The following is a 26,567-nucleotide window of genomic DNA, read 5'->3' on the forward strand; positions in this document are numbered from 1 at the left end:
ATGCAGGATATTTCATTGGAGCAGGCCATCTCGGTCCTGCTTGAGCATACGAAAAAAATCGAAGCCGTCGAGGAAGTGCCTCTCTTAGAGGCGCTCGGCTGCATCCTCGCTGAAGATGCCGTCGCCACCTTCGACAACCCGCCGTTCGACCGCTCGCCGCTCGACGGCTATGCCTTTGCTGCCTCTGGCACGAAGGGGGCGCAGAAAGAGGTGCCGGCTTCTTTCCGCATCATCGGTGAGGAGTGTGCCGGCGATTTCTTCGCTCAGGAAGTACCAGAGGGCGCGGCCGTGCGCCTGATGACGGGCGCGGCCATCCCGAAGGGCTGTGACTGCGTCGTGCGCCAGGAAGACGTCACGGTGCAGGATGACTGCATCCTCGTGCCGTATGAGCTTCACCATCACGAGAACTACTGCTTTGCGGGCGAGGATGTCCGCAAGGGCACGCTGGCTGTCAAACGGGGCACGGAACTCACGGCGGCGCACCTCGGTGTGCTCGCGAGCCTCGGCCTCGGCATGGTCAAAGTCCGCCGCCGTCCGCGCATCGCAATCGCGAGCACGGGCGACGAGCTCGTGCTGCCGGGCGAGCCGCTGCGCCCCGGCAAGATCTACAACAGCAATCTCTACGTGCTCGCGGGCAGGCTGCGGGAGCTCGGCTTCGAGCCGGAAGTGCTCGGCATCCTGCCGGACGACGCCGCAAAGGCGGCTTCTTTCATCGCAGGCTGGCGGGAGAAGGTGGACCTCTTCCTGACGACGGGCGGCGTCTCGGTCGGCAAGAAGGACATCATGCACGAGGTCGTCCGGTGCATCGGCACGCGCCTCTTCTGGCGCGTCTGCATCAAGCCGGGTGCTCCGGTCATCGCCTACACGGCAGGCGATATGCTCGGCATCGCGCTGTCGGGCAATCCCTTTGCCTCCTATGCGACGTTCGAGCTCCTGACGCGCCCCGTGCTCGCCGCGCTCGCGGGCCGCAGCGATGTCGCGTACCGCGCGGCAGAGGGCTTCCTCGCCGATGCGTTCCCGAAGCCGAGCTACGGGCGCCGCTTCATCCGCGCGCACTATGCGGATGGCGTCTTTTCGATTCCTGCGCAGCACGACTCGGGTTCGCTGTTTTCCGCAGCCGGCTGCAATGCCCTGATCGACATCCCTGCAGGCACGGAGCCGCTCGTGGCCGGCACGCGCGTCAAGGGCGTCCTTCTGTGAGGTGAAAACATGTTCGACCGCTATCAACGAAAAATCGAATACGTGCGCATCTCGCTGACCGACCGCTGCAACCTGCGCTGCCGCTACTGCATGCCGGAAGAGGGCGTGGAAAAGCTCCGGCACGAGGACATCCTGCGCTTTGACGAGATCGTCCGCATCGTGCGGGCGCTCGCCTCTCTCGGTGTGCGCAAGGTCCGCCTGACGGGCGGCGAGCCGCTCATCCGGCGCAATATCGTCGAGCTCGTGCGCGAGATCCATGCCGTGCCAGGCATCGAGACCATCGCGATGACGACGAACGGCGTCATGCTCGCGGATATGGCCGAGGACCTCGTGCAGGCCGGCCTCACGGGCATCAACATCAGCCTCGACACCTTGAAGGCTGCCTCGTTTACAGAGCTCACGCGGCGCCCGTTCTTCACGCGCGTCGAGGACGGCATCGAGGCCATCGCAGCGACGGGGCTCAAGGATGTCAAGTTCAACTGCGTGCCGATTGCCGGCGTCAATGAAGAGGAACTGCCGGACCTCGTCGCGCGCTTTACGCGCGAGCGCCCGTGGAAGTTCCGCTTCATCGAGCTCATGCCGATCGGCTGCGCCTACGAGGCTGGCTTCACGGGCGTGCCGATGGCAGAGGTCCGCAGCCGGCTCGAAGCGTCATTCGGCCCACTGCGCCCCGTGCTGCCAGAGCATGGCGTGCACGGCCCGGCCGTCTATTATCAGGCCGCAGGCTTTGCCGGTCAGATCGGCTTCATCGATGCGATGGAGCATCAGTTCTGCTCCTCGTGCAACCGCGTGCGGCTGACGGCTGAGGGCTTCCTGAAGCTCTGCCTCAATGCCAGGACGGGCGTTGACCTGCGCCATCTGCTGCGCAGCGGCATGAGCGACGAAGAACTGCGGCAGGCACTGCAGCAGGCCATCTACTGCAAGCCGCAGGAACACCATTTCAAGGCGGCATCATACGAAGAGAAGGACAGCCGGGCCATGTACCAGGTCGGCGGCTGATCGCGATACATGATATGAGATGAGATTGAGAACGGACAGGAGGATTTTCATGGGAACGATCAAGGCACTCTGCATCAGTGAGAAGAAGGGCACGCTCAAGACGCCGATACACAAGGCACTGTTCCAGACGGAATGGGGCATGGTCGGCGATGCACATGCCGGCCGGTGGCACCGTCAGGTCAGCTTCCTCGGCCTCGCGGAGATCGAGGAATTCCGCAAGCGCGGCATCGACGTCAAGCTCGGCGCCTTCGGCGAGAACATCGTCGCGGATGGCTTCCACTTCAAGGAACTGCCGATCGGCACGCGCCTGCGCGCCGGCGAGGTCTGGTTCGAGATCACGCAGATCGGCAAGGAATGCCACAAGAGCTGTGCGATCAGGAGCCAGGTCGGCGACTGCATCATGCCGCGCGAGGGCGTCTTCGCGCGCGTGCTGCACGGCGGCTGGATCGAGGAAGGCGACACGCTCGAGATCGTGCAGGAGAAGATGCCGCTCGACGCCGCCATCGTCACGGCGAGCGACAAGGGCAGCAAGGGCCTGCGTGAGGACAAGAGCGGCGCGAAGGTGCAGGAGATGCTCGAGAAAGCCGGCTACACGGTGGCTGAGAAGGTCATCCTGCCGGATGAGCAGCACGACCTCGAGCACAAGATGCGCTCCTTCGGCGACCGCGGCATCGCGCTCGTCGTCACGACGGGTGGCACGGGCTTCTCGGTCCGCGACGTCACGCCGGAGGCGACGCTCGCCGTCTGCGAGCGCCTGGCTCCGGGCATCCCCGAGGCGATGCGTGCGCTCTCGATGCAGGTGACGCACCGCGCCATGCTGAGCCGCGCACAGGCCGGCATCTACAAGCGCACGCTGATCGTCAACCTGCCGGGCAGCAGCAAGGCCGTCGAGGAGTGCCTCGGCTTCGTCCTGCCGGAGCTCCAGCACGGTATCGATATCCTGCGCGGCGACGCCAGCGAATGTGCGCGCAAGTGATTGGCTGATGGTGATGAGATAGAGGAGAGGTATCGTGGAATTTTCGGATGTTACCCTGCTGATCATCGCGGGCGGGAAGAGCTCGCGCATGGGCCGGGATAAGCGCTTCCTGATGTATGGCGGCGAAGGACTGCTCGAGCACCTCGCGCGCAAGGCAGCGGCCCTGCCGCTTGCCGCGCGCTTCCTCTGCGTGGAGGAGAGCTCGCCTGCCCTGCAGGAAATCGCTGAGCGCTATGGCCTGACGCTCGTTGAAGACGGCGTGCAGGGCAGGGGACCGATGGAAGGATTGGCGCGTGGCCTGTCCCGTATCAAGACGGACTATGCGCTGGCCATCTCCTGCGACATGCCGTTCCTCGAGCTTAAAGAGCTCCGGCCGCTGCTCAAGGCAGTTGAGGGAAATGATTTCCAGGTGATACTGCCGCGCACCGGGCGCCGCCAGCCACTTGCGGCGCTCTATCACCGGGCGCTGGCCGACCGCTTTGCGGCAGCACTCAAAGAAGGTGAGCGCAAGCTCGGCAAGGTCATCGATGAGGTGCCGCATGCATTCGTGGATTTCTCGGATGAGGCGCTGTTCTTCAATGTCAACACAGCGGCCGACTGGCGAATGGCCTGCGGCCGACTCGTGAACGAGCAGCGTCCGACTCCGTTCGTGACCATCTCGGCGCCGGTGTCGAACACGGGCAAGACGACGTTCATCGAACGCGTGCTGCCGAAGCTTTCTGAGATGGGCATCCGCACCGGTGTCGTCAAGGGCGACTGCCACGGCTACGATGTCGATGAAGAGGGCAAGGACAGCTGGCGCTTCAAGGCAGCCGGTGCTGCGGGCGTCGCCGTCGTCTCGCCGCACGGCTACTTCATCGAACAGCGGACTGAGACGCGGGCGGACCTCGTCGCGATTGCCGCGCGGCTCACCGATGTCGACCTCGTGCTGATCGAGAGCCGCCGCCACGGCACGGCACCGCGCATCGAGCTCTACCGCGACTGCGGCGAGCTCGCCCTGCAGGAGGATACAGCCGCCTGCTTCACGAAGACAAAGCAGGATGTGAAGGATGTCAACGAGTATCCTCTTGACGACAGCGACACAGCTGTGAGAATCATCACATTCCTGATGGGCCATCAGAAGAAAAACGCATAGGATTGCCATTTTAGAAGCAGCCTGCTCCATCTGAGCAGGCTGTTTTTTTTTGCTTGCATATACCGTCGGCCATCTTAAACTGTGAAAAAAGTTGTTTACAAACAGATGAGGACGTGAGATAATCATAACAAATGATACGAATACAGAATAATAAATTACAACAATGATAAATAGGAGGCAGCTATGGCACAGGCAAGAGAGGAAGAACTCATCGATTATCCCGTCATCCGCTATGTGAGAGAGAAGGATGCCTTTGTGGACGACCATAAGTACACGTCCATGGAATGCTATCTCGACATCGATCTCAACGGCAAGCGCTTCACGACGTCGTTCTGCTCGCCGGGCGACCATGTCGATCTCGTTATCGGCATCCTCGCGCAGATGGGCCAGATCCGCACCTACGACGACATCGTCCGCCTAGACATCGACGAGGAGAACCTGCAGGCCACGGTCGTGACGACGGAAGATGCGCAGGCATGGGCGGCGCAGAACGCGACGGACCCGCGCTACTTCCGCGCCCGTGAGATCCTGGACTGCGAGCCGGAGAAGATCTTCGAGCGTCCGCGCGACGTGCGCTTCAAGGCCAGCGATATCCTCGCCTGTGCTGACAAGCTGCTCGCAGAGCTCGCCGCGACGCACGAGAAGACGAATGGCGTGCACAGCGGCATCATCTGGGACCAGCAGGCGGAGAAGATCCTCGTCTTCCGCGAGGACATCGGCCGCCACAATGTCTTCGACAAGCTTTACGGCTGGTCGCTGCGCAACCATGTCGACATCACGGACAAGATCATCATCTTCAGCGGGCGCTGCTCGTCGGAGATGATGATGAAGCTCGGCCGCATGGGCATCTCCACCGTGGCCGCGAAGTCCGTGCCGACGACGCTCTCGCTGGCGCTTGCCAAGAAGCTCGGCATCACGCTCGTCGCGCGCATGGCACCGGGCAGCTTCTGTGTCTACACGAACCCGGAGCGCATCGTCTGCTGACCGGTGTGGGGGAGCATTCGCGCATGTAATATGGATAAGTTCCATTTGCATCAATAGATATATCAATATCAAAGGAGAGAGATAAGATGGATTTGAGCAGACGCGATTTTCTAAAGGCCACCGGTATCGGCGGCATCAGTCTGGCACTTTCCAGCCTCGGCTTTGACCTCAAGGAGGCCAAGGCAGCAGCTCATACGTTCAAGCTCGAAGGGGCACGTGAGTTCACGTCAATCTGCCACTTCTGCGCCTGCGGCTGCGGCGTCATCGGCTACGTGAAGGACGGCAAGCTCATCAACCTCGAGGGTTCGACGGACAGCCCAATCAACCGCGGCGCACTCTGCAGCAAGGGCCTCGGCTATGCGGTGATCCCGAACTCGAAGGAGCGCGCGACGAAGCCACTCTACCGCGCACCGGGCAGCGATCACTGGGAGGAGATCAGCTGGGATGAGGCAATCGACCGCGCGGCGAAGGCCATGAAGAACGCCCGCGAGAAGGGCTGGAAGCAGACGGAAGAGATCGACGGCGAGACGTATGAGGTCCGCCGCACGGACGGCCTGTCCTTCATCGGCGGTTCGCAGATCAACAACGAGGAATGCTACCAGAACATCAAGATGGCCCGTGCACTCGGCGTTGTCTACATCGACAACCAGACCCGCGTCTGCCATGCCAACACGCCGCCAGCCATGGGCGCTGCCTTCGGCCGCGGTGCCATGACGAATCCGTGGGGCGACCTCAAGAACACGAAGCTCGTCTGGATCGAGGGCTCGAATCTCGCAGAGTGCCATCCGATGGGCCTCAAGAACGTCATGAAGGCCCGCGAGCAGAATGGCACGAAGATCGTCCATGTTGACGTCCGCTACACGCGCACGTCGAAGATCGCGGACGAGTTCTTCCAGCTGCGTCCGGGCACGGACATCGCCTTCATGGGCTACATCATCTCGCAGATGCTCGAGCGTGAGAAGTTCAACAAGGATTACGTCCTGCGCAACACGAACGCTGCCTGCCTGCTGCGCGATGATTTCTCGTTCCACGACGGCCTGTTCTCCGGCTTTGACGAGGCTAAGAAGTCCTACACGAACCGCGAGAGCTGGGGCTATGCGCTCGGCGCGGACGGCAAGCCGCAGAAGGCCAATGACCTCTTTGCGCCGAACACGGTGCTCTCGCGTCTCAAGGAATTCTACAGCCGCTACACGGTCGAGATGGTCTCGAACGTCACGGGCATGCCGGCAGAGGAAATCCAGCGTGCAGCCGACATCTGGGTCAATCACGAGGGTCCGGCCATCATCATGTACGCGCTCGGCATGACACAGCACACGGTCGGCGTCCAGAACATCCGCTGCTTCACCATCATGCAGCTGCTCAAGGGCAACATCGGCATCCCGGGTGGCGGCATCATCGCCATGCGCGGGCAGCCAAACGTCCAGGCTTCGACCGACTTCGGCATCGAGTTCAACATGCAGCCGGGCTACCTCGTTGCGCCGACGCACAAGACGAACACGCTCGCGAAGTGGACGGATGCCTTTGGCACGTTCCGCCGCAAGTGGTACGTCAACATGACGAAGGCATGGTTCGGAGAGCACGCGACGGCAGAGAACGACTACGGCTTCAACTACGGTGCCATCCGCAACGGCAACCATCCGGACTCCATCTACGCGATCTTCGAGGACGCTTGGCGCGGCACGATGCATGCGCTCTACCTCTGCGGCCAGAACCCACATGTCACGAACGCCAACGCAGGCCTCGTCCACGACGGCCTCTGCAAGATGGATTCCCTCGTCGTGCAGGATATCTTCGTCAATGAGACGGCTGAGTTCTGGAACCGCCCGGGCGACAACCCGGCAGACATCCAGACGGAAGTCATCTTCCTGCCGGCCTGCTCCTACCTCGAGCGCGAAGGCTCCATCACGAACTCGATGCGCCTGATCCAGTGGCGCATGAAGGGCCCGGATGTACTCGGCGACTCGAAGCCGGACTACGAGATCAACGACATGCTCTGGAAGCGCATCCGCGAGCTCTATGCGGACTCCACAGACAAGAAGGACGAGCCGATCAAGTTCATGACGTGGAACTACCGCAAGGACCACTACCTCGAGGACATCATGAAGGAGATCAGCGGTTACGATGTCGCGACGGGCACGGTCGTCAACGGCATCGGCGAGCTCAAGGACAACGGCGAGACGGCCTCCGGCATGTGGATCTACGCGGGCTACTACGGCCGCGAAGGCAACATGACGGCGCGCCGCGGCCAGGATGACCCGGGCAATATCGGCATCTTCCCGCAGTTCGGCTGGGCATGGCCGGACAACATCCACATCCTCTACAACCGCGCTTCGTGCCTCGAAGACGGCAGCCCGGCGGACAAGGATCACCCGCTCGTCTGGTGGGATGCGGCCGCAGGCAAGTGGACGGGCTACGATGTGCCGGATGTCGGCAACCGCACGGCCGGCCCGTCGACGCCGGCTGGCCAGAAGCCGTTCCGCATGAACGGCGAGGGCTTTGCCCGCATCTACGCAGCTCCGTACAAGGACAAGAATCCGGACGGCACGACGCGCGACGCTTCCTCGACGCCGGTTGACGGCCCAATCCCAGAGCATTACGAGCCGTTCGAGAGCCCGACGCACAACGCGATGCACGAGAACGAGAATGCACAGCACAACCCGTGCATCAAGTACCCGCGCCTGCCCGAGAAGCAGCCAATCGGCACGAAGGACAAGTTCCCGTACGTGCTCTGCAGCTCCGGCATCGCCGAGCATTGGTGCTCCGGCACGGTCACGCGCAACATCCCGTGGCTCAACGAGCTCGTCAAGGAGAACTTCGTCGAGATCAGCGAGCAGCTCGCCAAGAAGATCGGCGTCAAGGCCGGCGACAAGGTCAAGGTCAGCTCGGCACGCAGCGAGATCGTCGTCAAGGCGATGGTCACGAAGCGCGCGCAGCCGCTCAAGGTCAACGGCGAGGAGACGCACATGGTCTGGATGCCGTATTCGTTCGGCTTCAAGGGCCTCTCGACGGGACCGAGCACGAACTACCTGACGAACGATGCGCTTGACCCGAACTCGGAAGAGCAGGAGTTCAAGGCGTGCCTCGTCAATGTCCAGAAAGCATGAGGGACGGTGAGTGGAATTGAAGCATAAAGAAAAGGAGGCGCTCTGGCAGACCTTCTTCGAGCAGCATGCCTATCTGAAAGAGACGGGCGGCTGGCATCTCTCGCTCGAGAGACTGCTCGGTGAGGCACTGACGCCTGTCGCCTTCCCGCCGAAGGAATCTTGGCAGGAGCTGACGAAAGACGGCCTGCCTCTCCTGCAGCACGAAGATCTCCTGCCGTGCGTGGCAGCAGCTGCTGCCGGGCGGCTCGACGGCGCTCTCTCGCTCGTGCTGGGAAGTCAGGACATCGAGACGCCGGAGGAGATGCACCAGTCGCTCACGGACCTGCGTGCCTTTGCGGCCAATCAGGAGGCAGCGACGGCGCTCTTCACGGCACTTTTGCAGCAGGATGATGCGGCAATCCGCCGCCTCGCTGCCGAGCATGGGCTGCAGGAGACGAGCCTGCGCCTCTTCGGCTGGGCCGTCATCGATGTGCTCGTGCCGGCTGAGGCAAAGGACGCCGCCGTCTGGGAAGAGGCAGGTTGGACGCGCAACTACTGCCCGGTCTGCGGACGCCAGCCTGTGATGGCCGTCCTGCGCAAGGAGCAGCATGGCCGCGCGCGCTTCCTCGTCTGTGACGGCTGCCATACCGTCTGGCCGTATGCGCGCGTCGGCTGTGTCTACTGCGGCAACCAGGACCTCAAGAAGATGAAGATCCTGGAGCCAGAGGGGGAAGAGGCCATGCGCCTCGATGTCTGTGAGGAATGCCACGCATACCTCAAGACGTATCAGGGATGCAAACAGATCAACCAGGCGGCGCCGGACGGTCCGGACGAATGTGAGGAAATCTATCGGCACGACTGGGCGACGCTCCATCTCGACCTTGCCGGTCAGGAGCAGGGACTCGTGAAGAGAGGCAGCGCTCTGCTGGCCGCTGCGCCGGGTCCCGATGAAGGGGAGGAAAAGTAAATGGCACAAGAAATGGCAATGCTGCACGACATCGCACGCTGCAGCGCCTGCAGAGCCTGCATGGTCGCCTGCAAGCAGTGGCATGACCTGCCGGCTGACATGTCGACACCGTTTGAGGGACAGTATCAGTCGCATGCGACGCTGACCCCGACGACGTGGACGCTCATCCGCATGACTGAGCACACGGATGACAAGGGAAAATTCAACTGGGACTTCGTCAAGACGCAGTGCATGCACTGCGGCGACCCAGCCTGCGCGAAGGGCTGCCCGGAAGAAGCCATCGACAAGCTGGCTTCGGGCGCAGTCGTCATCAATGAAGAGAAGTGCGTCGGCTGCGGCTACTGCGTGGCCAACTGCCCGTTCGACGTCCCGAAGATCAACCCGCAGACGCATAAGTCGACGAAGTGCGACCTCTGCTTCGACCGCATCGAAGAGGGCATAACGCCGTCGTGCGCCAAGACCTGCACGGCAGATGCCCTGCAGTTCGCACCGTATGAGGAAATCGAGGAAATCGCGCGCCAGCGCGTCGCGGAGCTCAAGGCAGAAGGCCATCCGGATGCCAATGTCTACAATCCGCAGGGTGTCGGCGGCGTCCACATGATCTACGTGCTGCCGGAGAAACCGATGGTCTACGGGTTCAATCCGCAGAGCAAGACGCCGGTCTCCATCGACATCTGGAAGGATGTCGTGCGCCCGCTCGGCAAACTCGCCGGCGCCGGCGCTCTCGTCGGCGTGCTCGGCCTCGCTGCCGTCAAGGGCCTGACGGGCAAGAAGAAGCAGGACGATGACCAGAACGGGAAGGGGGAGCATTGATGTCTAAGAGCATAACCTACATCAAGCGCCATAAGAAGGGGTTCATCTACTTCCATTGGATCAATGCAGTGACGTTTTTCCTGCTGTTCCTGACGGCAATGCCGCTCTACACCAATAAGTTCTTGTTCCTCTACGAGGCGTTCGGCGCAGAGACGCTGCAGACCATGCACCACATCCTCGGCGTCATCTTCATCCTCAATCCGATCGTCGCCTTGCTCATCACGGCGCGCTCCGGCATCTTCACGTTGATCCGCGAAGTCCTGCGCTTCGACAAGGACGATGTGAAGTTCCTCGTGAAGTTCCCCGCTGAGCTCATCGGCAGAGAGCCGAAAGGCATGCCGAAGCAGGGCTTCTACAACGGCGGTGAGCGCATGAACATCCTGCTGCAGGCACTCTTGTGGCTCGGCTTCGTCGTCTCGGGCCTCACGCTCTGGCTCGGTGCCGGCCACATCTCGCCGACCATCCGCACCTGGATGATCCCGCTGCACAGCCTCTGCGCTGATCTCGGCTTTGCCGCTGCCATCGGCCACATCTACCTGGCCATCGGCGTCAATCCCGACTCGTTCCAGGGCATGCGCGACGGCACGGTCAAAGAGAGCTACGCTAAGCATCACCATGCTAAGTGGGTTGACAGCCTCGAGAAAGAGGGAAAACTCGAGACGGTTGAACGCATCGTTAAATAAAAAAGAATGAAAATCAAGTCCTGCCGCGCTTTCCTGCGGCAGGATTTTTTCATGGGCTGGCGAATGTAAACGTATAGTAATGTATAAGATGAGCATCACGAATACAAATGAGTGAGAAAGAAGGGATCATCATGATCTGCAGGAAATGTGGCTGTATGCTGGAATCGGGGACGCGGATCTGTCCCTTCTGCGGCGAGCCGGCAACCTTGGCAGCCAGCCCCGTTGTCGAGGGGCTGCCGGAACTCGTTCTCTTGAACGAATTGGCACCGGTCCCTGCGACGCGGGAGGAAACGCTCGCAGAATTGCGCCGGCTCGAATCATATTTTGGAGAACTCGACACCAAGTACGCGACGCTCGCGGACCTCTGGCTCAAGTCGGCATGCTGGCAGCCGCCGTCCAGGGTGCGCTGGGCTGTCGGCGGCTTCCTGCTGGCGCTGCTGCTCTACCTGCTCGTCGGCATCCATCTGCCCGCGATGGCGGTCTGGATCTTTGTCGTGCTCTGGGGCGTGATCGCGTACTTCGGCTACAGCCGTTCGTGCGCGCACTATGCGTCGGGCCTTTCGGCGAATGAGCGCGCCATCCGCGAGATTGAGAACACGATACGCCGCCACTACAACGAGGCGAAGGATTGCTTCCTGCCGCTCGACTACACGGCGCCTTCCGTGCTGAGCGAGCTCATCGCGGGCCTCGACTCCGGCATGATTGCCTCGTTTGAGGATTATCGCATCAACAACTGAGACGCGCTTTACCGTAAAAAAGCTGCACCATGTTCATGGTGCAGCTTTTTTGTTGCGATTTTTCAGTTGCTCAGCCGATGATCCACGAGACGAAGTAGATGCAGAGCGGGATGGTGACGCAGGCAATGCCGATGACGTCGATGTAGACGCCCGTGCGGATCATCTTCGTGATGGGGATGTAGCCCGAAGCGTAGACGATGGCGTTCGGCGGCGTCGAGACCGGCAGCATGAAGCCGAGCGATGCGGAGAGCGCGATGGCGACCGTGACGGGGACGGGGTTCATGCCAGCGGAGATGGCGGCCGTGATGGCCAGGGGGCCGATCATGTTCGTGGCGGCCGTGTGGCTCGTGAGCTCCGAGAGCAGCAGGGCCATGACGGAGAAGACCGCGACCATGGCGATGGCGGACGGCTCGCCGCCCATCATCGCGATGATGCCGTCGCCGACCCACTTCGAGAGGCCCGTCTTGTACATCATGCCGCCCATCGCGAGGCCGCCGCCGAAGAGGATCAGCGTGCCCCACTCAATGCCGTCCTTGGCATCCTTCCAGTTCAGCGTGAACTCGCGCTTCTTGAAGTTCACGGGCAGCAGGAAGAGCAGCAGTGCGCCGAGCATGGCGGCGACGGCCTCAGGGAACAGGCGGTTGTACATCTTGAGCACCGGCGAGGTGCTGCCGAGTGCGATCGAGAGGAAGCCGGGCAGGACCCAGAGCACAACGGCGACGCCGAAGCAGAAGACCGTGTTCTTCTGGGCACGCGTCCAGTGGCCGAGCTCGCGGATCTTCTCCTGGATGAACTGCTCCGCGCCCTCGATCTTCGTGACATCGGCCGGGAACATGCGCGCGAGTACGACGTAGGCGATGATGAAGTAGAGGACCATCGCGATAATGCCCCAGGTCATCCACTCGAAGAAGGAGACATGGATGTCACACATCTGGTCGAGGAAGCCGAGCATGATGAGGTTCGGCGGCGTGCCGATTGGCGTCAGGACGCCGCCAATCGAGCAGGCGTAGGCCGTCATGAGCATGAGTCCGGTCGCGTACTTGTAGTCATAGAGGTCGATATTGCGGCCGTTTGCTGCGAACATCTCCTTGATGGAGGCGAGCAGGCCGAGGCAGATCGGGAACATCATGGCTGCCGTGGCCGTGTTGCTGATCCAGCCGGAGCAGAGCGCGGCGGCGAGGCCGATGGCCAGGAAGATGCGGCGCGGATTGGAGCCGACCCAGGACCGCGAGAGCAGCCAGTAGGCAAAGCGCTTGTCGATGCCGTGTGTCATCATGGCCTTCGCGAGGATGAAGCCGCCCATGAAGAGGAAGATCATGGGATTGGCAAAGGCGGCGAAGGCCATGCCGACCGGGACGACGCCCGTCACGACGGCGAGCGTCGGGCCAATCAGGGAGGTGACGGGGATGGGGACGGGTTCCGTGATCCACCAGAGCGCGACGAGAACCATGATGGCGAGCAGTTTATGCGCTTCGAGTGTCAGGCCTGCAATCGGGGTGAAGAATACGAGCAGGGCCAGCAGCGGGCCACCGAACAGGCCAATCGTGCGGCGGCGGCGGTCGAATAACTGCTCTGCGCGCTTGACGGCCAGGGCTTCTTGGTTGATCTTGTTCATGGATATTCCTCCTTCGATATGGTTTGGGGGATGATTGCGCATGCGTGTTACATTTCTTATGATATAGAAATATCTGAACTTTTTCAATAGAAAAATGCTATCCAAACGATTCTTTTTAGGAATAGTTGGATAGCATGGTGATAGTTACATCATTCGTCGTCTTTGAGATAGCGCTTGTCGAGCAGGTCTTTGACCGTGCGCTGCTTGTTGTTCTCGATGTAGCGGTGGATGAAGATATTCGGGATGGCGACGCCGATGGCGATGCCGATGATGATCGTGATGGCCTCAACGCCGTTGCGCATCATCGCGAGCAGTGTGGATGCCGTGATGTCCTGGATGTTGAGCAGGGCGAAGAGCACGCGGTAGAGCAGCACGCCCGGGATCATCGGGATGGCGGACGGGATGGTCAGGATGATGTTTGGCGCGTGGAACCAGTGGATGGCCTTGAGGGCGAGGAGACCGACGACGGCAGCGCCGAGGAAGGAGCCGGCCGTCTGCGAGAAGCCGAGCTGCAGGACCATGACGTTGCGCAGCAGGACTGTGATGATGCCGCCGACCGCGACGACGGGCAGCAAGCGCCTCGGGATGTTGAAGATGATGGAGAAGCCCATCGAGGAGATGGCGGCGGCGATGGCCTGCGAGAAGTAGATGTTGTCTGGCCGCAGGCTGACCGTTGTGAAGTCCGCGACATTGCCGAGTCGGATGGCGACGACGATGCCGAAGGTCATCGCGCCGACGATCAGCAGCGTGTGGATGGCCCGCGTCATGCCGGAGACGATGAAGTTGTTGAGGAAGTCATCGACGGCATTGATGAGCGGGATGCCTGGGACGAGGAAGAGCGTGCAGGAGATCAGCGGATACCAGTTCATCGTGCCCGTCAGGAACTGCGTGGCCCAGGCGAACATCGTCGTCGCGAACGAGGTGATGGCGATGACGGCGTACGTATTGAAGGCGTAGCCGGCGCAGATCTTCCTGACGTAGAAGCCGAGGAAGGCGCAGAGTGCTGTGAGCAGGAAATCGAGCCAGCTGCCGCCGAAGAGCTTGCAGAAGCCGCCACAGGCGGCGCCGGCGCCAAGGGCTGTCAGCCAGACCGGGTAATTGCGCGGCCTGTTCTTGATGCGCAGGAGATGGCGCTCGAATTCGTGCAGGGAATAATTCTTCTCGAGTGCCCGCCAAGTCAGCTTGCTGATGGCCGTCAAGGTCGTCATATTGATGCCGTGCTTCGTGCACTTGCGGAACTCCGTGTAGGAATGCTGCTCGTCGTTGACGTTGAGCATCAGCGTCGTGTACATGACGTGCTGGTGGATGCGGTCTTTCGGGATGCCCATGTAGGCTGCCGTGCGCATCATGTCGCGGACGGTGCGGTCACTGTCTGCGCCGTTCTCCATCAGAAGCTGTCCCGTGTGCAACAGGAGATGCATCTTCCTGCCAATCTCGGCGAAAGGCTCCTTGAGGACCTTCTCGTCTTTCGTCTCCATGATTCTGCCCCCTTTTCTGCTGTTCTTCATGAAGAGAGACTATGCTAGATAAAATACCATTAAGATTATACAATGCGGACAGAGGGCTTTCAAGGCGCTTTAATGATTGACTCAACAAAGTATTCCCATACGACCGTCTGTTTGCTATAATCGAGGCAGTAGAAAAGAGGAGGTGCTCTATTTGTATTCCTGGAAGAAAAAATTGCTGGCGGCGCTCGTCTGCGGCACGCTGAGCTTCTCGGCAATCGCTCTGCCGGCCAGCCGGGCGGAAGCCGTCGATGCCTGGGCCGTTGCCGCGCAGTCGCTCGGCGTATTGGCGGCTTACAAGTCGAGCCTCGCGAGCATCCTCGCGCTCGGCAATGATGTCAGCGCGCAGGTGCAGAGCGCGCGGCAGGATCTGCATGAGAACGGCGCGGACGAGAACCATCACGATGTCGAAGTGGTCAACCGCGTCATGGAGCAGCTCATCAGCAAAGGCGACTACGTGCTCAAGGTCAATTCGCTGCCGTTCACCTGGGGCGTCAACAACAGCAGTGACTTTAACGCCTCGTGTTTCCCGACGGATTACATCAGCGTCAATCGGGCGCTCGTGCGCGGCCTCGAGTGCGACGAGGATGAGATTGCGGCCGTGCTCGCGCATGAGATGACGCACGGCATCGAGCAGCACAGCGCCAAGAACTACGCGAAGGCCGTCGCCCAGTACTACGGCATGAGCTTCCTCAACATGGATGCTGGCCTCATGGACTGGAACAAGCTCAATGCACTGGCCAGCTACTCCATCGCGAAGAATGTCACATTGCCGACGGAGTACGATGCCGATGCTGGAGGCTTCTACATCATGACGAGCGCGGGCTTCAATCCGGGCGGCCCTGCGGCGGCCATGTACCGCATGGCCTACTACCTGACGTACGAGACGCGCAATGTGCTCGAGTACCAGGACCTCGACGAGAAAGCGAAAGAGAAAGAGACGTTCTCCGACCATCCGGAGACGGAGCTGCGCGAGAAGCGCCTGGCGCAGATGATGACGGATTACGGTTGCGGCCATGTGACGGTCAAGGACCGCAAGACCGTCTGTCTCGACGGGCAGGACCTCCTGTCGGTGGACTGGACGCGCGATGACTACGACAATACGGTCGAGAACGCCTACTACGTTGCGGGCGGCCTCTCTAAGGCCTTCCACGACTACGATTCCCTTTCAGGTTGGGATTTCCGTCCCGACGGCGAGGGAGGCCTCGACTTCCTGACGGATGACCGCGTCTACGGTCCGCTGCGCCACTTCGTGGCGGCTGGCAATCTCGGCAGCCGCCTGCAGCAGCTCGTGGCAGAGGCTTACGCGAAGGAAGCCTCCTCGGGCGCGCGGGAGAAGATGAAGGCAGCGGAAGCGGCGCGCCGGCAGGAACATTCTGAGGCGCTCCAGAGTGTCTATGAGGCCGATGCAAAGGCGGTCAAGAAGATGCGCGAGAACGGCGACGCCTACAGCGACTACGGCATGGGCAAGCAGGCACTCTGGGAATTTGCACGCGTGTTTGCGGCCAAGAATCTGGATGACGAGGCGGCGAGCCTCGTCATGTGCGGCCGCGCCAAGGCGGTCGAGGGCGACTATGTGGGCGCTCTCGACTATGCCAACCGCGGCGTCGCAATGGACAGCAAGAACGCCTACAACTTCCTCAACCGCGCCGATATCTACCGCATGATGGGCGACCGCGAGGCCGCGCTCGCGGACTGCGCTGCGGCGAAGAAGGTCGATGCAGAGAATCCCTACAGCTATCTGATCGGTGCGCAGATCGAGGATGAGATGGAGTGGAAAGAGGCGGCGCTGGCCGACTACAAGGAGTTCCACCGCCTGCGCCCTGCGGCATTCCGCCACATTCCGCCGGAATACCTCGAGAAGATCTCGGCGAAGGACTACAAGACGTACGAGAAGGAGAAGGCCGAGAAGGACAAGGCGCGGGCAGAAGCCTGGAAGAAGAAGCAGGAGGCCAAGCAGGCGAATGCGGGCAAGGCGAAAGACGTGAAAAAATCTGGTGCTGCGACGGCCGATAAGGCGGCGAAAAGCAAATAAGGCAATAAAAAAAGAGATGCCATGAGGCATCTCTTTTTGTTGCCGCTCAGCGGCAGTAGCGCGAGCCACCGCAACCGCGGGCTGGCGCGCAGCCGTACGAATCATCCCCGCAGTAGGACCGGTCATTCCGGCAATATGCTCCGTTGTTGCAGGAGGCATTGTTCTGCCAGCAGCTCCTGACCGGGCAGGTGTTGTCCTTGGATGAAGCAGCGAGGACAGGCACAGCGACGGCCACGAGCAGGGCTGTGATGACGGCCATGATGATCTTTTTCATGATGGTTCCTCCCTTCCATGCATTCATCTCTATTATACCAAAAGCGGAGAATATTTTGTGTATCTCAGCGGTATTTTATCCGTTAGAAGAATGTGTGAACGATGCTGAAGGCAAGGCCCGTGATGACAAAGGAGCAGAGCAGTGCCCCGACCATCGGGCGCAGGCCCTTCTGGAGGATGACGCTGAAGTTGACGTTGAGGCCGAGGGCGGCCATGGCCATGCCGAGCAGCAGGTAGGCGAGCTGGACGAGAGATGGGACGAAGTCATTGACGAATGGCAGGTAGGAGCCGATGGCGCTGGCCAGGATGAAGCCGCCCATGAACCACGGGATGGGCACGGACATCCTGCCCTCGCCTGCGCCGTCCTGCTTGCGGAAGCGGCGCGCCTCGAGGATGCCGACGATGATGGCGACAGGGGCGAGCAGCAGGACGCGGGAGAGCTTGGCGATGATGGCGCTGTCCGTGCCGACGGGGCCGGCTGCACCGCCGGCGGCGACGGCATGGGCGATCTCGTGGAGGCTCAGGCCCGCCATGACGCCGAACTGCGCGTCCGTAAAGCCGAGGAATGGCTGCAGGCCGACCTCGATCAGCGTGAAGAGCGTGCCGAGGATGGCGACGATGGCGACGGCGAGGACGGACTGGTCGGTCTTGGCCCGGACGGCGCCCGAAACGCCCATGACGGCCGCCGCGCCGCAGATGCTGCAGCCGCAGGCCGTCAGCAGGGCGAGCGTGTGCTCGACCTTGAAGAAGCGGGCGACGAAGTAATTGAGCGGGATCATGACGGCGACGATGACGACGGCGGCCTCAAGGCTCTTGAGGCCAGCACTCATGAGGATGACAAGGTTGAGCTTGAAACCTAAGAGGATGATGCCGGCGCGCAGGAACTTGTTGGCGATGAACGGCGTGCTCTGCTGCGCGGCCGCCGTCAGCGAGCGCGCAAATTGCAGGCACATGCCGAGCAGGAGGGCGAGCACAAGGTGGCCGATCAGCGAGAAGCCCGGCAGCTTGGCGAGAAACTGGCCGGCGATTGAGCAGACGAGCGTCACGATGAGCCCGATGCTCGCGCGGCGCCAATAGAGCTTGGATAATTGCATGATATGACTCCTTATCTTCGTGATAGTTGCAGATTTCCGTGCAATGCGATTGCGACAATCCGAATTATAGATGAGGAGATTGAATATGTAAAATGATGTATTATAATATATCAATAAGATAATCTTATCGATAAGGAGGAGATCACATGCTGGACTTCCGCGTTGCCACCTTTCTCTGTGTCTGTCAGACGATGAACTTCACGCGGGCGGCGCAGCTCTTGAACATCACGCAGCCCGCCGTCTCGCAGCACATCCACTTCCTCGAGGAAGCGTATGGCATGGCGCTCTTTCGCTACGAGAACAAGAAGCTCTCGCTGACGGCGGCCGGGCAGATCCTGCGCAAACGCTTCGTCGCGATGAAGAATGATGAACAGGAGCTCCTGGCAGAGCTTCGGAGCCAGGTGTCCGGCATCGAGGAGATCTCGCTCGGCGTGACGATGACGGTCGGCGAGTACGCCATCATGGACCCGCTTGCGCGCATGCTCCGCGCCCATCCAGAGCGCAATGTCCGGCTCGTCTTCGGCAACACGCAGCAGCTCTTGCAGATGCTCGCTGCGGGCAGCATCCAGCTCGCGCTCGTCGAGGGCTACTACCCGCAGGAAGAGTACGAGCACACACGCTACAGCACGGAGGACTACATCGGCGTCTGCGCGGCCGCGCACCATTTCGCCATGCCGCCGCATCGCTTCCACGACCTGCTGCAGGAGCGGCTGCTGATCCGCGAGGAGGGCTCCGGCACGCGCAACATCCTCGAGCGGAACCTCGCGCTCTACGGCATGAAGGTCAGCGACTTCATCCACTACACAGAGGTCGGCAACATGCACACGATCATCGGCCTCCTGCTGCGCGATGCCGGCATATCCTTTCTCTATCGGATTGCCGTCGAGGCGGAGCTGCGGGCAGGCAAATTGCGCGAGATTCCGCTCGCTGGCTTTACCATGCAGCACGACTTCGACTTCATCTGGGAGAAGGGCAGCATCTACACGGATGCCTACACTTCGTTCTGTCAGGAGCTGCGCTCCCTTGCAGGGGAGCAGGATTCCTCGAATTTTCCAGACAGGCAGGGAAGAGCGGGGGCGGGGTCGAATACTCCTGTAGAGTAAATCATGTATTCGTTTTTCGTTTTTTCAGGAGGGATGCGGCATGATGAGTTTGTCAGACAAGAAAGAGATATGGCGCGGCATGCCTCAGGAAACGCCGGAACAACAGCTATGGGCCGATAATTACTACGATGCAGAGCTCATACCGATGGCACAGGAGCGCTTCCGCGGGCATTATGCATCGGAGAAGGGGGATTACTACGGCCTGTTCCTGCTCATGGGACCGCTCTGGGAGCTCTCGACCTTCTCGGTCGCGCTCTTCGAGCCGCAGAACGTACACATATTCTGCCGGAAAGAGCAGGCCCTGCAGGTCAAGCTGCTGCAGCAGAACCTCGGGCTCGACGACGGCAGCCTCTGCTGTACCTACATACAGGGGGAGGACATCCCCTCGCTCTACCGCGTCATGAAGAAGCAGCACGATATCTGGGATTCAGTCGGGCGCACGGCCATCGACATCACGGGCGGCTCAGCCCTTGCGGCACCGGCTGCGGCGATGGCAGCGGCCTGCCTCGACATCGACGTCTACCGCATCGAGAGCCAGTACCTGCCCGCATACCATCACCACGACCCGGGTACAGAGCGACTCTGCCGCATCCCCGCGGTCACATCGGTTATCGGCATGGATTGAAAGCAGCGCAATCGGAGTCAGCGAACATCTCCTTCAAATCTTTCGAACAAATCCTTCAAAAATTGCTGGACATCCTTGAACGGAGTGTGTTATAATAATTTCGAAATAACAAATAACAATTATTGATTAGGAGGAAACGAAATGGCAGAAAAGAAGAATCCGTACGCAGGTACACAGACTGAGAAAAATCTTTTAGCAGCGTTTGCAGGTGAGAGTGAAGCGACGAACAAGTACACTTACTTTGCTTCCCGCGCGAAGAAAGACGGCTATGAGCAGATTGCCGCTTTGTTCCTCAAGACGGCGAGCAACGAGCGCGAGCATGCAAAGCTCTGGTTCAAGGAGCTCTTCGGCATCGGCGACACGGCAGCAAACCTCGAGAGCGCCGCTGAAGGTGAGAACTACGAGTGGACGGACATGTACAAGGGCTTTGCTGAGACGGCAGAGAAAGAGGGCTTCAAGGCACTGGCCGCAAAGTTCCGCCTTGTGGCAGAGATCGAGAAACACCACGAAGAGCGCTATCGCGCCCTGCTGAAGAACGTCGAGACGGCTCAGGTCTTCGAGAAGAGCGAAGTGAAGGTCTGGGAGTGCCGCAACTGCGGTCACATCGTCATCGGCACGAAAGCACCGGCTGTCTGCCCGACCTGCGCACATCCGCAGAGCTTCTTCGAGGTTCACGCCGAGAATTATTGATGAGCAGATGCCTGCCTCATCTTGAAAAAGCCTTCCAGAGAGCAATCTCTCGGGAAGGCTTTTTTCTTGTCACATTTTTTTCATCAGGGAGGCCAGCAGTGCTTGGCAGCCCTTGAGGACGTCGTCGTAGGTGGCGTCGAAATTGCCGGTGTACCACGGGTCGGCGACCTCGCGGTGCTCGCCGGCGAAATCGAGCAGCAGGGCCGTCTTGTGCGCGGGGTCGCCGTGTGTCAGGCGCTCTAAGTCGCGCATGTTCTCGCCGTCCATGCCGATGATCTTGTCGTACTTTGCGTAGTCGGCGCTCGTGATCTGGCGCGCGTGGCGCGGCGCGAAGGGCACGCCCATCTCGCGGAGCTTCTGCTTCGTGCCCCAGTGCGTATCCGAGCCAATCTCATCGCGGCGGCAGGCGGCTGAGTCGATCGTGAATGCATCATCGAGCCCTGCCTTGTGCACGAGGTCCTTCATGACGAATTCTGCCATCGTCGAGCGGCAGATGTTGCCGTGGCAGACAAAGAGGAGTTTCTGTTTCTGCATCGTAAAAATCCTTTCTCTATGCTTGTCTTTTTATTATAGCATGCCATTTTTCGCGAAGAAATGACTGTTTTGATACAGGATTACAAGAACGATATCAGGTGATGTACGCCTCCAATGGATAATAAAATTATCTACAGTTATTGAAAGATAAATGGAAAATATATAAAATATATACATAGCAATCAACTGAAAAGTCAAACAAGTAAGAACGGAGGTTTTCACTATGTTGCTTGTTGGAGGTCTTATCGTCATCCTGACGTTCGTGCTGATCGTCAAGAAATACGAAGCGAGGCTCGTGCTGTTCTTGGCCGGCCTCTTGATGTGCCTAATCGGAGGGCTGCCCGGCGATGTCATGAAGGCGTTCACGAAGGCGATGGTCAACAATTCGCTCGTGCCGACGATCTGTACGGTCATGGGCTTCTCGTACGTCATGCGCCTGACGACGTGCGACCAGCACCTTGTGCAGTCCATCTCGGGCATCCTGAAGCGCGGCCGGGCCATCCTCGTGCCGATCTCGTTTTTCCTGACCTGGTGGATCAGCCTGGCCATCCCCTCGGCATCGGGCTGCTCGGCTGCTGTCGGCAGTATCCTCATACCGACACTGATTGCGGCGGGTGTCCATCCGGCCATGGCGGCGGCGACGGTGCTCGCCGGCACCTGGGGCAGTGCCATCAGCCCGGGCAATGCGCACAATCCGTTCGTGGCGGATCTCGCGGGGACGGACATGATGACGGTCATCATCAATGAGACGCCGGCCTCGGTCATCGCCTCGATCGCCTGTGTCGTCGTCATGACGGCCTATGCTGTCCTGCGCAAAGAGGGTGCGACGGAAGAGCGCCGCCTCGCGTACCTCAGGGAAATCGGTGAGGAAGGGGTCAAGGAAGCGTCCTTCCACGTGCGCCCGCTGCTGGCCATCGTGCCGCTCGTGCCGCTGTTCCTCTTGATCCTCGGTTCGAAGCAGGTCGGCCTGCTGCCGGAGATCAGCGTGCCGCTGTCGATGCTCATCGGCGTCGCGCTGGGCTTCCTTGTCACATTGAAGGATGCGCAGGAGATCTGCCGCAAATTCTTTGAGGGCATGGGCAATGCCTATGCCGATGTCATCGGCCTCATCGTCTGCGCGAGCGTCTTCACGACGGGCATGACGGCCATCGGCCTCACGGGTGCGCTGACGGAGCTCATGGAGGGCTCGCAGGCCGCTGCGGCTGCAGCCGGCACGTTCGGCCCCTTCTTCATCGCTGTCATCTCGGGTTCCGGTGATGCGGCGGCCTTTGCCTTCAACGGCGCCATCACGCCGTTTGCGGAGCAGTTTGGCCTGTCCATCATGGACCTCGGCTCGCTCGCGCAGATCGCGGGCGCGATGGGCCGCTCGATGTCGCCGATTGCTGGCGCTGCCATCATCTGCGCCGGCCTCGCCAAGGTCAACCCGATCGAGGTGTCGAAGCGCAATGCCCTGCCATGCCTGGCATCTGCCATTGTGTTGATGCTTCTGTTATAATGAATCTCAGATGATGCTTTGCCATCATCATACAGGAAAGCAAGAAAGGAAGTCAGTGAAATGATCAATCGGGAACGTGTACTCCAGGAATTCTTTGAGCTTGTCAGCATCCGCTGCTCGACGCACAAAGAGCGCGAGATGGGCGATCTCTTGACAAAGCGCCTGCAGGAACTCGGCGGTACCGTCCATGAGGACAAGGCCGGTGAGGCCTTGGGCGGCAACTGCGGCAATCTCGTCGCGGATTTCCCGGCGACAGAGGGGCAGGAGGACAGGCCGACCGTCATGCTGACAGCTCATATGGACTGCGTGGAGCCCTGCGCGGATATCCATCCCATCCGGGAGAATGGCATCATCCGCTCCGATGGCACGACCATTCTCGGTGCCGACGACAAGGCCGGCGTTACGGCCATCCTTGAAGCGCTGCGGCAGCTGCGCGAGCGCGCTCTGCCACACGGCCCACTGCAGGTCGTCTTCACGATCGCGGAGGAGAACGGCGTTCATGGTTCGCAGCATCTTGACAGCAGCCTGCTGCATGCGGATATGGGCTTCACGTTCGACACGCACGGCCATCCGGGGGTCATGAGCTACAAGGCACCGGGCAAGAACCAGATCCACATCCACATTGCGGGCAAGGCTGCCCATGCTGGTGTCGAGCCGGAGAAGGGCATCAACGCCATCAAGGCCGCAGGCGAGCTGCTCGTCGATGCGCCGCAGGGCCGCATCGATGCGGAGACGACCTGCAATGTGGGCCGCATCGTGGGTGGTAGTGCGACGAACGTCGTCGCAGATTCCTGCGACATCTACTACGAGTCGCGCAGCCGCGACAAGGAGAAGCTCGACACGATCACGCAGCGCATCGTCGACCATTTCAAGCTCGGCGAGGAGGGAACGGGCTGCAAGATCACGGCGGAGGTCAGTCCGGACTACGGTCCGTACGAGATTCCGCAGGATGCGCCCGCCATCGAGGTGGCCAGACGGGCCGCAGAGAAGCTCGGCTTCCCGATCGAGCTTGAGGAGTCGGGCGGCGGCTCTGATGCGAACCACTTCAACACGTATGGCGTGCCGACGGCCGTGCTCGGCGTCGGCATGACGAAGAGTCACACGAAAGATGAGTACATCGAGGAAAAAGATCTCTACGATGCGGCAGAGTGGGCCCTGGCCATTGTCTGCGAAGCTGCCGGGGAAACGTGCTGAGATAGGAAACGGAACAGGAGAGGGGAAGACGAGCGCACATGACCTGGATTTTATTTGACTGGGCCGGGACACTGGCCTTTGCCGTATCTGGCGCGATGGTCGGCCTGTCGCGCCGCATGGATATCTTCGGCGTCACGGTGCTGGCGCTCTTGACGGCTGTCGGCGGCGGCATGGTGCGCGATGTGCTCGCAGGCGTCACGCCGCCTGTGGCCCTGACCGAGCCGACGGACCTGCTGCTATCGGTGGCGACGGCCGTCATCGTCTCATGCGTCTATGCGGCCGTCTCAATCGACCGCAAGCAGCGCCATACGATGACAATGCTCTACGAGCTGTCGGACACGATCGGCTTGGCCTCGTTCACGGTCACGGGGACGCTGCGCGGCCTGACGCTCGGCACGGGGGATCCGTACGTGTTCCCGATGATGCTCGGCGTCATCACGGCCGTCGGCGGCGGCATGCTGCGCGACCTCATGGCACAGCGCGTGCCGGTCGTCCTGCGCATGGACGTCTACGCCGTGGCCTCGCTGGCCGGTGCCTGGCTCATGTGCTGGAGCTGGCCGCGCTGGGGTGCAGACGTCTCCTCGTGGCTCTGCTTCCTTTTCGTGTTGCTGCTGCGCGGCTGCGCCATCCATTACGGCTGGCAGCTCTATCATCCAAGGCCCAGCAGCCGCATCTTCCGCCGCAGGAAACCGCCCAAATCATGAGTACGGGATATCGCCTCACACTGAGGCGATATTTTTTATCTTTTTTCCAAAAAGGTGTTGACAAACGGGGATAGAATGAGTAAAATAGTTTCTGTCAGTCAGCGAGACACAAGGTCTTCTGAAGCTGATGAGAACAAAAGATGAGATGCGGAAATAGCTCAGTGGTAGAGCACCACCTTGCCAAGGTGGGGGTCGCGAGTTCGAGCCTCGTTTTCCGCTCCATTTGCGGAAATAGCTCAGTGGTAGAGCACCACCTTGCCAAGGTGGGGGTCGCGAGTTCGAGCCTCGTTTTCCGCTCCATTTGCCTGATTCCGCTCTGCGGATCACATATATCAATGGGCCTATAGCTCAGTTGGTTAGAGCAACCGGCTCATAACCGGTCGGTCCTTGGTTCGAGTCCAAGTGGGCCCACCAAAATACAACTTTATAACCAAACACATGACTCAGTAGCTCAGCTGGATTAGAGTATTTGACTACGAATCAAAGGGTCGGGGGTTCGAGTCCCTCCTGGGTCACCATTGTGGGTAGGTGCCCGAGTGGTTAAAGGGAACAGACTGTAAATCTGTCATCTTCGGATTACGATGGTTCGAATCCATCCCTGCCCACCACCTTGAATGCATAGCGTCGCGCAAGCGACGCTTTTTTCATGTCTTCTTGCCGCTCGTGGGGAAAGATGGTACGATAGGGGAAAAACAGCTATTCAAGGAGGCTTACTGATGAATTTCCCGAACGATTTCCTTTGGGGCGGCGCTGTGGCCGCCAATCAATGCGAAGGCGCCTACAGTGAGGACGGCAAGGGGCTCGACATCCAGGATGTCATGCCGAAAGGCATCCTCTCGGGGCCGACGGCGGAGCCGACGTCCGACAACCTCAAGCTCGAGGCCATCGACTTCTACCATCGCTATCCCGAGGACATCAAGCTCTTCGCGCAGATGGGCTTCAAGGTCTTCCGCACCTCGATCGCTTGGAGCCGCATCTATCCGAACGGCGATGATGCGGAGCCGAACGAGAAGGGTCTGGCCTTCTACGACCGCCTCTTCGACGAATGCCACAAGTACGGCATCGAGCCGCTCGTGACGATCTCGCACTATGAGACGCCGCTGCACCTCGCGAAGGCCTACAACGGCTGGGCCAGCCACGAGCTCATCGGCTTCTACGAGCGCTATGTGCGCACGATCTTTGCGCGCTACAAGGGCAAGGTCAAGTACTGGCTGACCTTCAATGAGATCAACTCCGTCCTGCACCAGCCGCTGCTCTCGGGCGGCATCATGACGCCGCGGGAAGAGCTGAGCCTCTCTGACCTCTATCAGGCCTGCCATCATGAGCTCGTCGCTTCGGCACTTGCGACGAAGCTCGCACACGAGATCATGCCGGACGCCAAGGTCGGCTGCATGGTCCTCGCGATGCCGGTCTATCCGCTGACGCCTGCGCCTGACGACATGATCGCGGTGATGCAGGCGGATCACTTCAACGATTTCTTCGGCGACATGCACGTGCGCGGCCGCTATCCGGGCTACATGAAGCGCTATTTCCGCGAGAACGGCATCACGATAAAGATGACGCCGGAGGAAGAGCGGCTGCTGCGCGAGAATACGGTCGACTTCGTGTCGTTCAGCTATTACGTCAGCATCTGCGAGGGGCGCGATGGCGAGGCGGGCGGCGGCAATCTGCTCGGCGGTAAGAAGAATCCCTACCTCAAGACGAGTGAATGGGGCTGGCAGATCGACCCGCAGGGGCTTCGCTACACGCTCAACCGCTTCTACGACCGCTGGCAGAAGCCGCTCTTCATCGTCGAGAACGGCCTCGGGGCGCGCGATGTGCTCGTCGATGACGGCAGGGGCGGCAAGACGGTCGAGGACGATTACCGCATCGCCTATCTCAACGACCATCTCGTGCAGGTCGGCGAAGCCATCGCAGACGGCGTGCCCGTCATGGGCTACACGACCTGGGGCTGCATCGACCTCGTCTCGGCTTCGACGGCGCAGATGAGCAAGCGCTATGGCTTCATCTACGTCGACCGTAATGACGACGGCACGGGCACGCTCGCGCGCTATCCCAAGAAGTCGTTCTACTGGTACAGGGACGTCATCGCCTCCAACGGCGCAGTGCTCAAAGCCTAAATG

The 26,567-nt window shown here is 60.5% G+C and carries 23 protein-coding genes and 5 tRNA genes; 23 read left to right on the forward strand and 5 right to left on the reverse strand.

Annotated elements, in window-relative coordinates; genetic code table 11:
- From MITSMUL_RS04190 to MITSMUL_RS04235, 10 genes are all read left to right on the forward strand, one after another.
- A complete protein-coding gene (locus MITSMUL_RS04190) occupies positions 1–1,200 on the forward strand; it encodes a molybdopterin molybdotransferase MoeA (RefSeq protein WP_005840240.1) in 1,200 nt (399 codons plus the stop codon).
- A gap of 9 nt (positions 1,201–1,209) precedes the next feature.
- A complete protein-coding gene (moaA, locus tag MITSMUL_RS04195) occupies positions 1,210–2,199 on the forward strand; it encodes a GTP 3',8-cyclase MoaA (protein WP_005840241.1) in 990 nt (329 codons plus the stop codon).
- Between the two features lie 49 nt (positions 2,200–2,248).
- Positions 2,249–3,175 carry an MOSC domain-containing protein gene (locus tag MITSMUL_RS04200; RefSeq protein ID WP_040635448.1) on the forward strand — a complete coding sequence of 309 codons (927 nt, stop codon included), beginning with the start codon at positions 2,249–2,251 and terminating at the stop codon, positions 3,173–3,175.
- Positions 3,176–3,209: 34 nt separating this feature from the next.
- A complete protein-coding gene (mobB, locus tag MITSMUL_RS04205; protein ID WP_005840244.1) occupies positions 3,210–4,310 on the forward strand; it encodes a molybdopterin-guanine dinucleotide biosynthesis protein B in 1,101 nt (366 codons plus the stop codon).
- Positions 4,311–4,493: 183 nt separating this feature from the next.
- Positions 4,494–5,294, forward strand: coding sequence for a formate dehydrogenase accessory sulfurtransferase FdhD (fdhD, locus tag MITSMUL_RS04210; protein ID WP_005840246.1), 801 nt, complete (start codon positions 4,494–4,496; stop codon positions 5,292–5,294).
- A gap of 86 nt (positions 5,295–5,380) precedes the next feature.
- Positions 5,381–8,398, forward strand: coding sequence for a formate dehydrogenase-N subunit alpha (gene fdnG, locus MITSMUL_RS04215; protein ID WP_005840247.1), 3,018 nt, complete (start codon positions 5,381–5,383; stop codon positions 8,396–8,398).
- 16 nt (positions 8,399–8,414) lie between these two features.
- Entirely contained in the window at positions 8,415–9,344 is a 930-nt protein-coding gene (locus MITSMUL_RS12085; protein WP_050751635.1) for a formate dehydrogenase accessory protein FdhE, read from the forward strand.
- Positions 9,345–10,157, forward strand: a complete 813-nt coding sequence (locus tag MITSMUL_RS04225) for a 4Fe-4S dicluster domain-containing protein (protein WP_005840251.1) — start codon at positions 9,345–9,347, stop codon at positions 10,155–10,157. It begins immediately after the preceding gene.
- A complete protein-coding gene (locus tag MITSMUL_RS04230) occupies positions 10,157–10,840 on the forward strand; it encodes a formate dehydrogenase subunit gamma (RefSeq protein WP_005840252.1) in 684 nt (227 codons plus the stop codon). Before MITSMUL_RS04225 ends, MITSMUL_RS04230 begins: the two co-directional genes overlap by 1 nt.
- Positions 10,841–10,995: 155 nt before the next feature.
- Positions 10,996–11,577 carry a hypothetical protein gene (locus tag MITSMUL_RS04235; RefSeq protein ID WP_040635450.1) on the forward strand — a complete coding sequence of 194 codons (582 nt, stop codon included), beginning with the start codon at positions 10,996–10,998 and terminating at the stop codon, positions 11,575–11,577.
- Positions 11,578–11,647: 70 nt separating this feature from the next.
- On the opposite strand, the gene MITSMUL_RS04240 is transcribed toward MITSMUL_RS04235, so the two are convergent.
- Together MITSMUL_RS04240 and MITSMUL_RS04245 are read right to left on the reverse strand one after the other, a co-directional pair.
- On the reverse strand, positions 11,648–13,192 hold the full coding sequence (locus MITSMUL_RS04240; RefSeq protein WP_005840254.1) for an SLC13 family permease: 1,545 nt from the start codon (positions 13,190–13,192) through the stop codon (positions 11,648–11,650).
- A 149-nt stretch (positions 13,193–13,341) separates the two neighbouring features.
- Positions 13,342–14,670, reverse strand: a complete 1,329-nt coding sequence (locus MITSMUL_RS04245) for a threonine/serine exporter family protein (protein WP_040635452.1) — start codon at positions 14,668–14,670, stop codon at positions 13,342–13,344.
- Between the two features lie 172 nt (positions 14,671–14,842).
- Between MITSMUL_RS04245 and MITSMUL_RS04250 the strand changes: the two genes are divergently transcribed.
- On the forward strand, positions 14,843–16,732 hold the full coding sequence (locus MITSMUL_RS04250) for a M48 family metalloprotease (RefSeq protein ID WP_005840256.1): 1,890 nt from the start codon (positions 14,843–14,845) through the stop codon (positions 16,730–16,732).
- A gap of 46 nt (positions 16,733–16,778) precedes the next feature.
- On the opposite strand, the gene MITSMUL_RS04255 is transcribed toward MITSMUL_RS04250, so the two are convergent.
- Both MITSMUL_RS04255 and MITSMUL_RS04260 read right to left on the reverse strand, forming a co-directional pair.
- Positions 16,779–17,006: a hypothetical protein gene (locus tag MITSMUL_RS04255; protein WP_005840259.1), complete on the reverse strand. Its 228-nt coding sequence runs from the start codon at positions 17,004–17,006 to the stop codon at positions 16,779–16,781.
- An 82-nt stretch (positions 17,007–17,088) separates the two neighbouring features.
- The gene (locus MITSMUL_RS04260; protein ID WP_005840260.1) at positions 17,089–18,099 is read right to left on the reverse strand and encodes a YeiH family protein; all 1,011 of its coding nucleotides are present in this window, start codon (positions 18,097–18,099) and stop codon (positions 17,089–17,091) included.
- A 146-nt stretch (positions 18,100–18,245) separates the two neighbouring features.
- Between MITSMUL_RS04260 and MITSMUL_RS04265 the strand changes: the two genes are divergently transcribed.
- From MITSMUL_RS04265 to rbr, 3 genes are all read left to right on the forward strand, one after another.
- On the forward strand, positions 18,246–19,202 hold the full coding sequence (locus MITSMUL_RS04265) for a LysR family transcriptional regulator (protein ID WP_005840262.1): 957 nt from the start codon (positions 18,246–18,248) through the stop codon (positions 19,200–19,202).
- 40 nt (positions 19,203–19,242) lie between these two features.
- The gene (locus tag MITSMUL_RS04270; RefSeq protein ID WP_005840264.1) at positions 19,243–19,827 is read left to right on the forward strand and encodes a hypothetical protein; all 585 of its coding nucleotides are present in this window, start codon (positions 19,243–19,245) and stop codon (positions 19,825–19,827) included.
- Positions 19,828–19,968: 141 nt separating this feature from the next.
- Positions 19,969–20,517 (forward strand): rubrerythrin, encoded by a 549-nt coding sequence (gene rbr / locus MITSMUL_RS04275; RefSeq protein WP_005840266.1) that lies wholly within the window; start codon positions 19,969–19,971, stop codon positions 20,515–20,517.
- 69 nt (positions 20,518–20,586) lie between these two features.
- On the opposite strand, the gene MITSMUL_RS04280 is transcribed toward rbr, so the two are convergent.
- Entirely contained in the window at positions 20,587–21,051 is a 465-nt protein-coding gene (locus MITSMUL_RS04280; protein ID WP_005840267.1) for a low molecular weight protein-tyrosine-phosphatase, read from the reverse strand.
- Between the two features lie 223 nt (positions 21,052–21,274).
- On the opposite strand from MITSMUL_RS04280, the gene dcuC reads away from it, so the two are divergent.
- The 9 genes from dcuC to MITSMUL_RS04325 all read left to right on the forward strand — a co-directional run bounded on the left by dcuC (position 21,275) and on the right by MITSMUL_RS04325 (position 26,564).
- Positions 21,275–22,546 (forward strand): C4-dicarboxylate transporter DcuC, encoded by a 1,272-nt coding sequence (gene dcuC / locus MITSMUL_RS04285; RefSeq protein ID WP_005840269.1) that lies wholly within the window; start codon positions 21,275–21,277, stop codon positions 22,544–22,546.
- Between the two features lie 60 nt (positions 22,547–22,606).
- Positions 22,607–23,740, forward strand: coding sequence for a M20/M25/M40 family metallo-hydrolase (locus MITSMUL_RS04290; RefSeq protein WP_005840270.1), 1,134 nt, complete (start codon positions 22,607–22,609; stop codon positions 23,738–23,740).
- A gap of 38 nt (positions 23,741–23,778) precedes the next feature.
- Positions 23,779–24,444 carry a trimeric intracellular cation channel family protein gene (locus tag MITSMUL_RS04295; protein ID WP_005840271.1) on the forward strand — a complete coding sequence of 222 codons (666 nt, stop codon included), beginning with the start codon at positions 23,779–23,781 and terminating at the stop codon, positions 24,442–24,444.
- A 147-nt stretch (positions 24,445–24,591) separates the two neighbouring features.
- A tRNA-Gly gene (locus tag MITSMUL_RS04300) sits at positions 24,592–24,666 on the forward strand.
- Between the two features lie 3 nt (positions 24,667–24,669).
- Positions 24,670–24,744, forward strand: a tRNA-Gly gene (locus MITSMUL_RS04305).
- A 37-nt stretch (positions 24,745–24,781) separates the two neighbouring features.
- Positions 24,782–24,858: transfer RNA gene (locus MITSMUL_RS04310), tRNA-Ile, on the forward strand.
- 26 nt (positions 24,859–24,884) lie between these two features.
- Positions 24,885–24,962 (forward strand) — tRNA-Arg (locus MITSMUL_RS04315).
- A 4-nt stretch (positions 24,963–24,966) separates the two neighbouring features.
- A tRNA-Tyr gene (locus MITSMUL_RS04320) sits at positions 24,967–25,052 on the forward strand.
- 108 nt (positions 25,053–25,160) lie between these two features.
- Complete coding sequence (locus MITSMUL_RS04325) at positions 25,161–26,564, forward strand: glycoside hydrolase family 1 protein (protein WP_005840272.1); 1,404 nt, start codon at positions 25,161–25,163, stop codon at positions 26,562–26,564.
- Positions 26,565–26,567: the final 3 nt, after the last annotated feature.

It is taken from the genome of Mitsuokella multacida DSM 20544, from assembly GCF_000155955.1.
GTDB lineage: Bacteria > Bacillota > Negativicutes > Selenomonadales > Selenomonadaceae > Mitsuokella > Mitsuokella multacida.

Bases quoted from the DNA above. Each gene is read 5' to 3' on its own strand.
- rbr (WP_005840266.1), top strand. From the start codon at position 19,969: ATGGCAGAAAAGAAGAATCCGTACGCAGGTACACAGACTGAGAAAAAT.
- fdnG (WP_005840247.1), top strand. From the start codon at position 5,381: ATGGATTTGAGCAGACGCGATTTTCTAAAGGCCACCGGTATCGGCGGC.
- MITSMUL_RS04260 (WP_005840260.1), bottom strand. From the start codon at position 18,099: ATGCAATTATCCAAGCTCTATTGGCGCCGCGCGAGCATCGGGCTCATC.
- MITSMUL_RS04290 (WP_005840270.1), top strand. From the start codon at position 22,607: ATGATCAATCGGGAACGTGTACTCCAGGAATTCTTTGAGCTTGTCAGC.
- MITSMUL_RS04270 (WP_005840264.1), top strand. From the start codon at position 19,243: ATGATGAGTTTGTCAGACAAGAAAGAGATATGGCGCGGCATGCCTCAG.
- fdhD (WP_005840246.1), top strand. From the start codon at position 4,494: ATGGCACAGGCAAGAGAGGAAGAACTCATCGATTATCCCGTCATCCGC.
- dcuC (WP_005840269.1), top strand. From the start codon at position 21,275: ATGTTGCTTGTTGGAGGTCTTATCGTCATCCTGACGTTCGTGCTGATC.
- MITSMUL_RS04190 (WP_005840240.1), top strand. From the start codon at position 1: ATGCAGGATATTTCATTGGAGCAGGCCATCTCGGTCCTGCTTGAGCAT.
- MITSMUL_RS04235 (WP_040635450.1), top strand. From the start codon at position 10,996: ATGCTGGAATCGGGGACGCGGATCTGTCCCTTCTGCGGCGAGCCGGCA.
- MITSMUL_RS04280 (WP_005840267.1), bottom strand. From the start codon at position 21,051: ATGCAGAAACAGAAACTCCTCTTTGTCTGCCACGGCAACATCTGCCGC.
- MITSMUL_RS04325 (WP_005840272.1), top strand. From the start codon at position 25,161: ATGAATTTCCCGAACGATTTCCTTTGGGGCGGCGCTGTGGCCGCCAAT.
- MITSMUL_RS04295 (WP_005840271.1), top strand. From the start codon at position 23,779: ATGACCTGGATTTTATTTGACTGGGCCGGGACACTGGCCTTTGCCGTA.
- MITSMUL_RS04230 (WP_005840252.1), top strand. From the start codon at position 10,157: ATGTCTAAGAGCATAACCTACATCAAGCGCCATAAGAAGGGGTTCATC.
- MITSMUL_RS04200 (WP_040635448.1), top strand. From the start codon at position 2,249: ATGGGAACGATCAAGGCACTCTGCATCAGTGAGAAGAAGGGCACGCTC.
- MITSMUL_RS04240 (WP_005840254.1), bottom strand. From the start codon at position 13,192: ATGAACAAGATCAACCAAGAAGCCCTGGCCGTCAAGCGCGCAGAGCAG.
- MITSMUL_RS04225 (WP_005840251.1), top strand. From the start codon at position 9,345: ATGGCACAAGAAATGGCAATGCTGCACGACATCGCACGCTGCAGCGCC.
- MITSMUL_RS04265 (WP_005840262.1), top strand. From the start codon at position 18,246: ATGCTGGACTTCCGCGTTGCCACCTTTCTCTGTGTCTGTCAGACGATG.
- moaA (WP_005840241.1), top strand. From the start codon at position 1,210: ATGTTCGACCGCTATCAACGAAAAATCGAATACGTGCGCATCTCGCTG.
- MITSMUL_RS04245 (WP_040635452.1), bottom strand. From the start codon at position 14,670: ATGGAGACGAAAGACGAGAAGGTCCTCAAGGAGCCTTTCGCCGAGATT.
- MITSMUL_RS04255 (WP_005840259.1), bottom strand. From the start codon at position 17,006: ATGAAAAAGATCATCATGGCCGTCATCACAGCCCTGCTCGTGGCCGTC.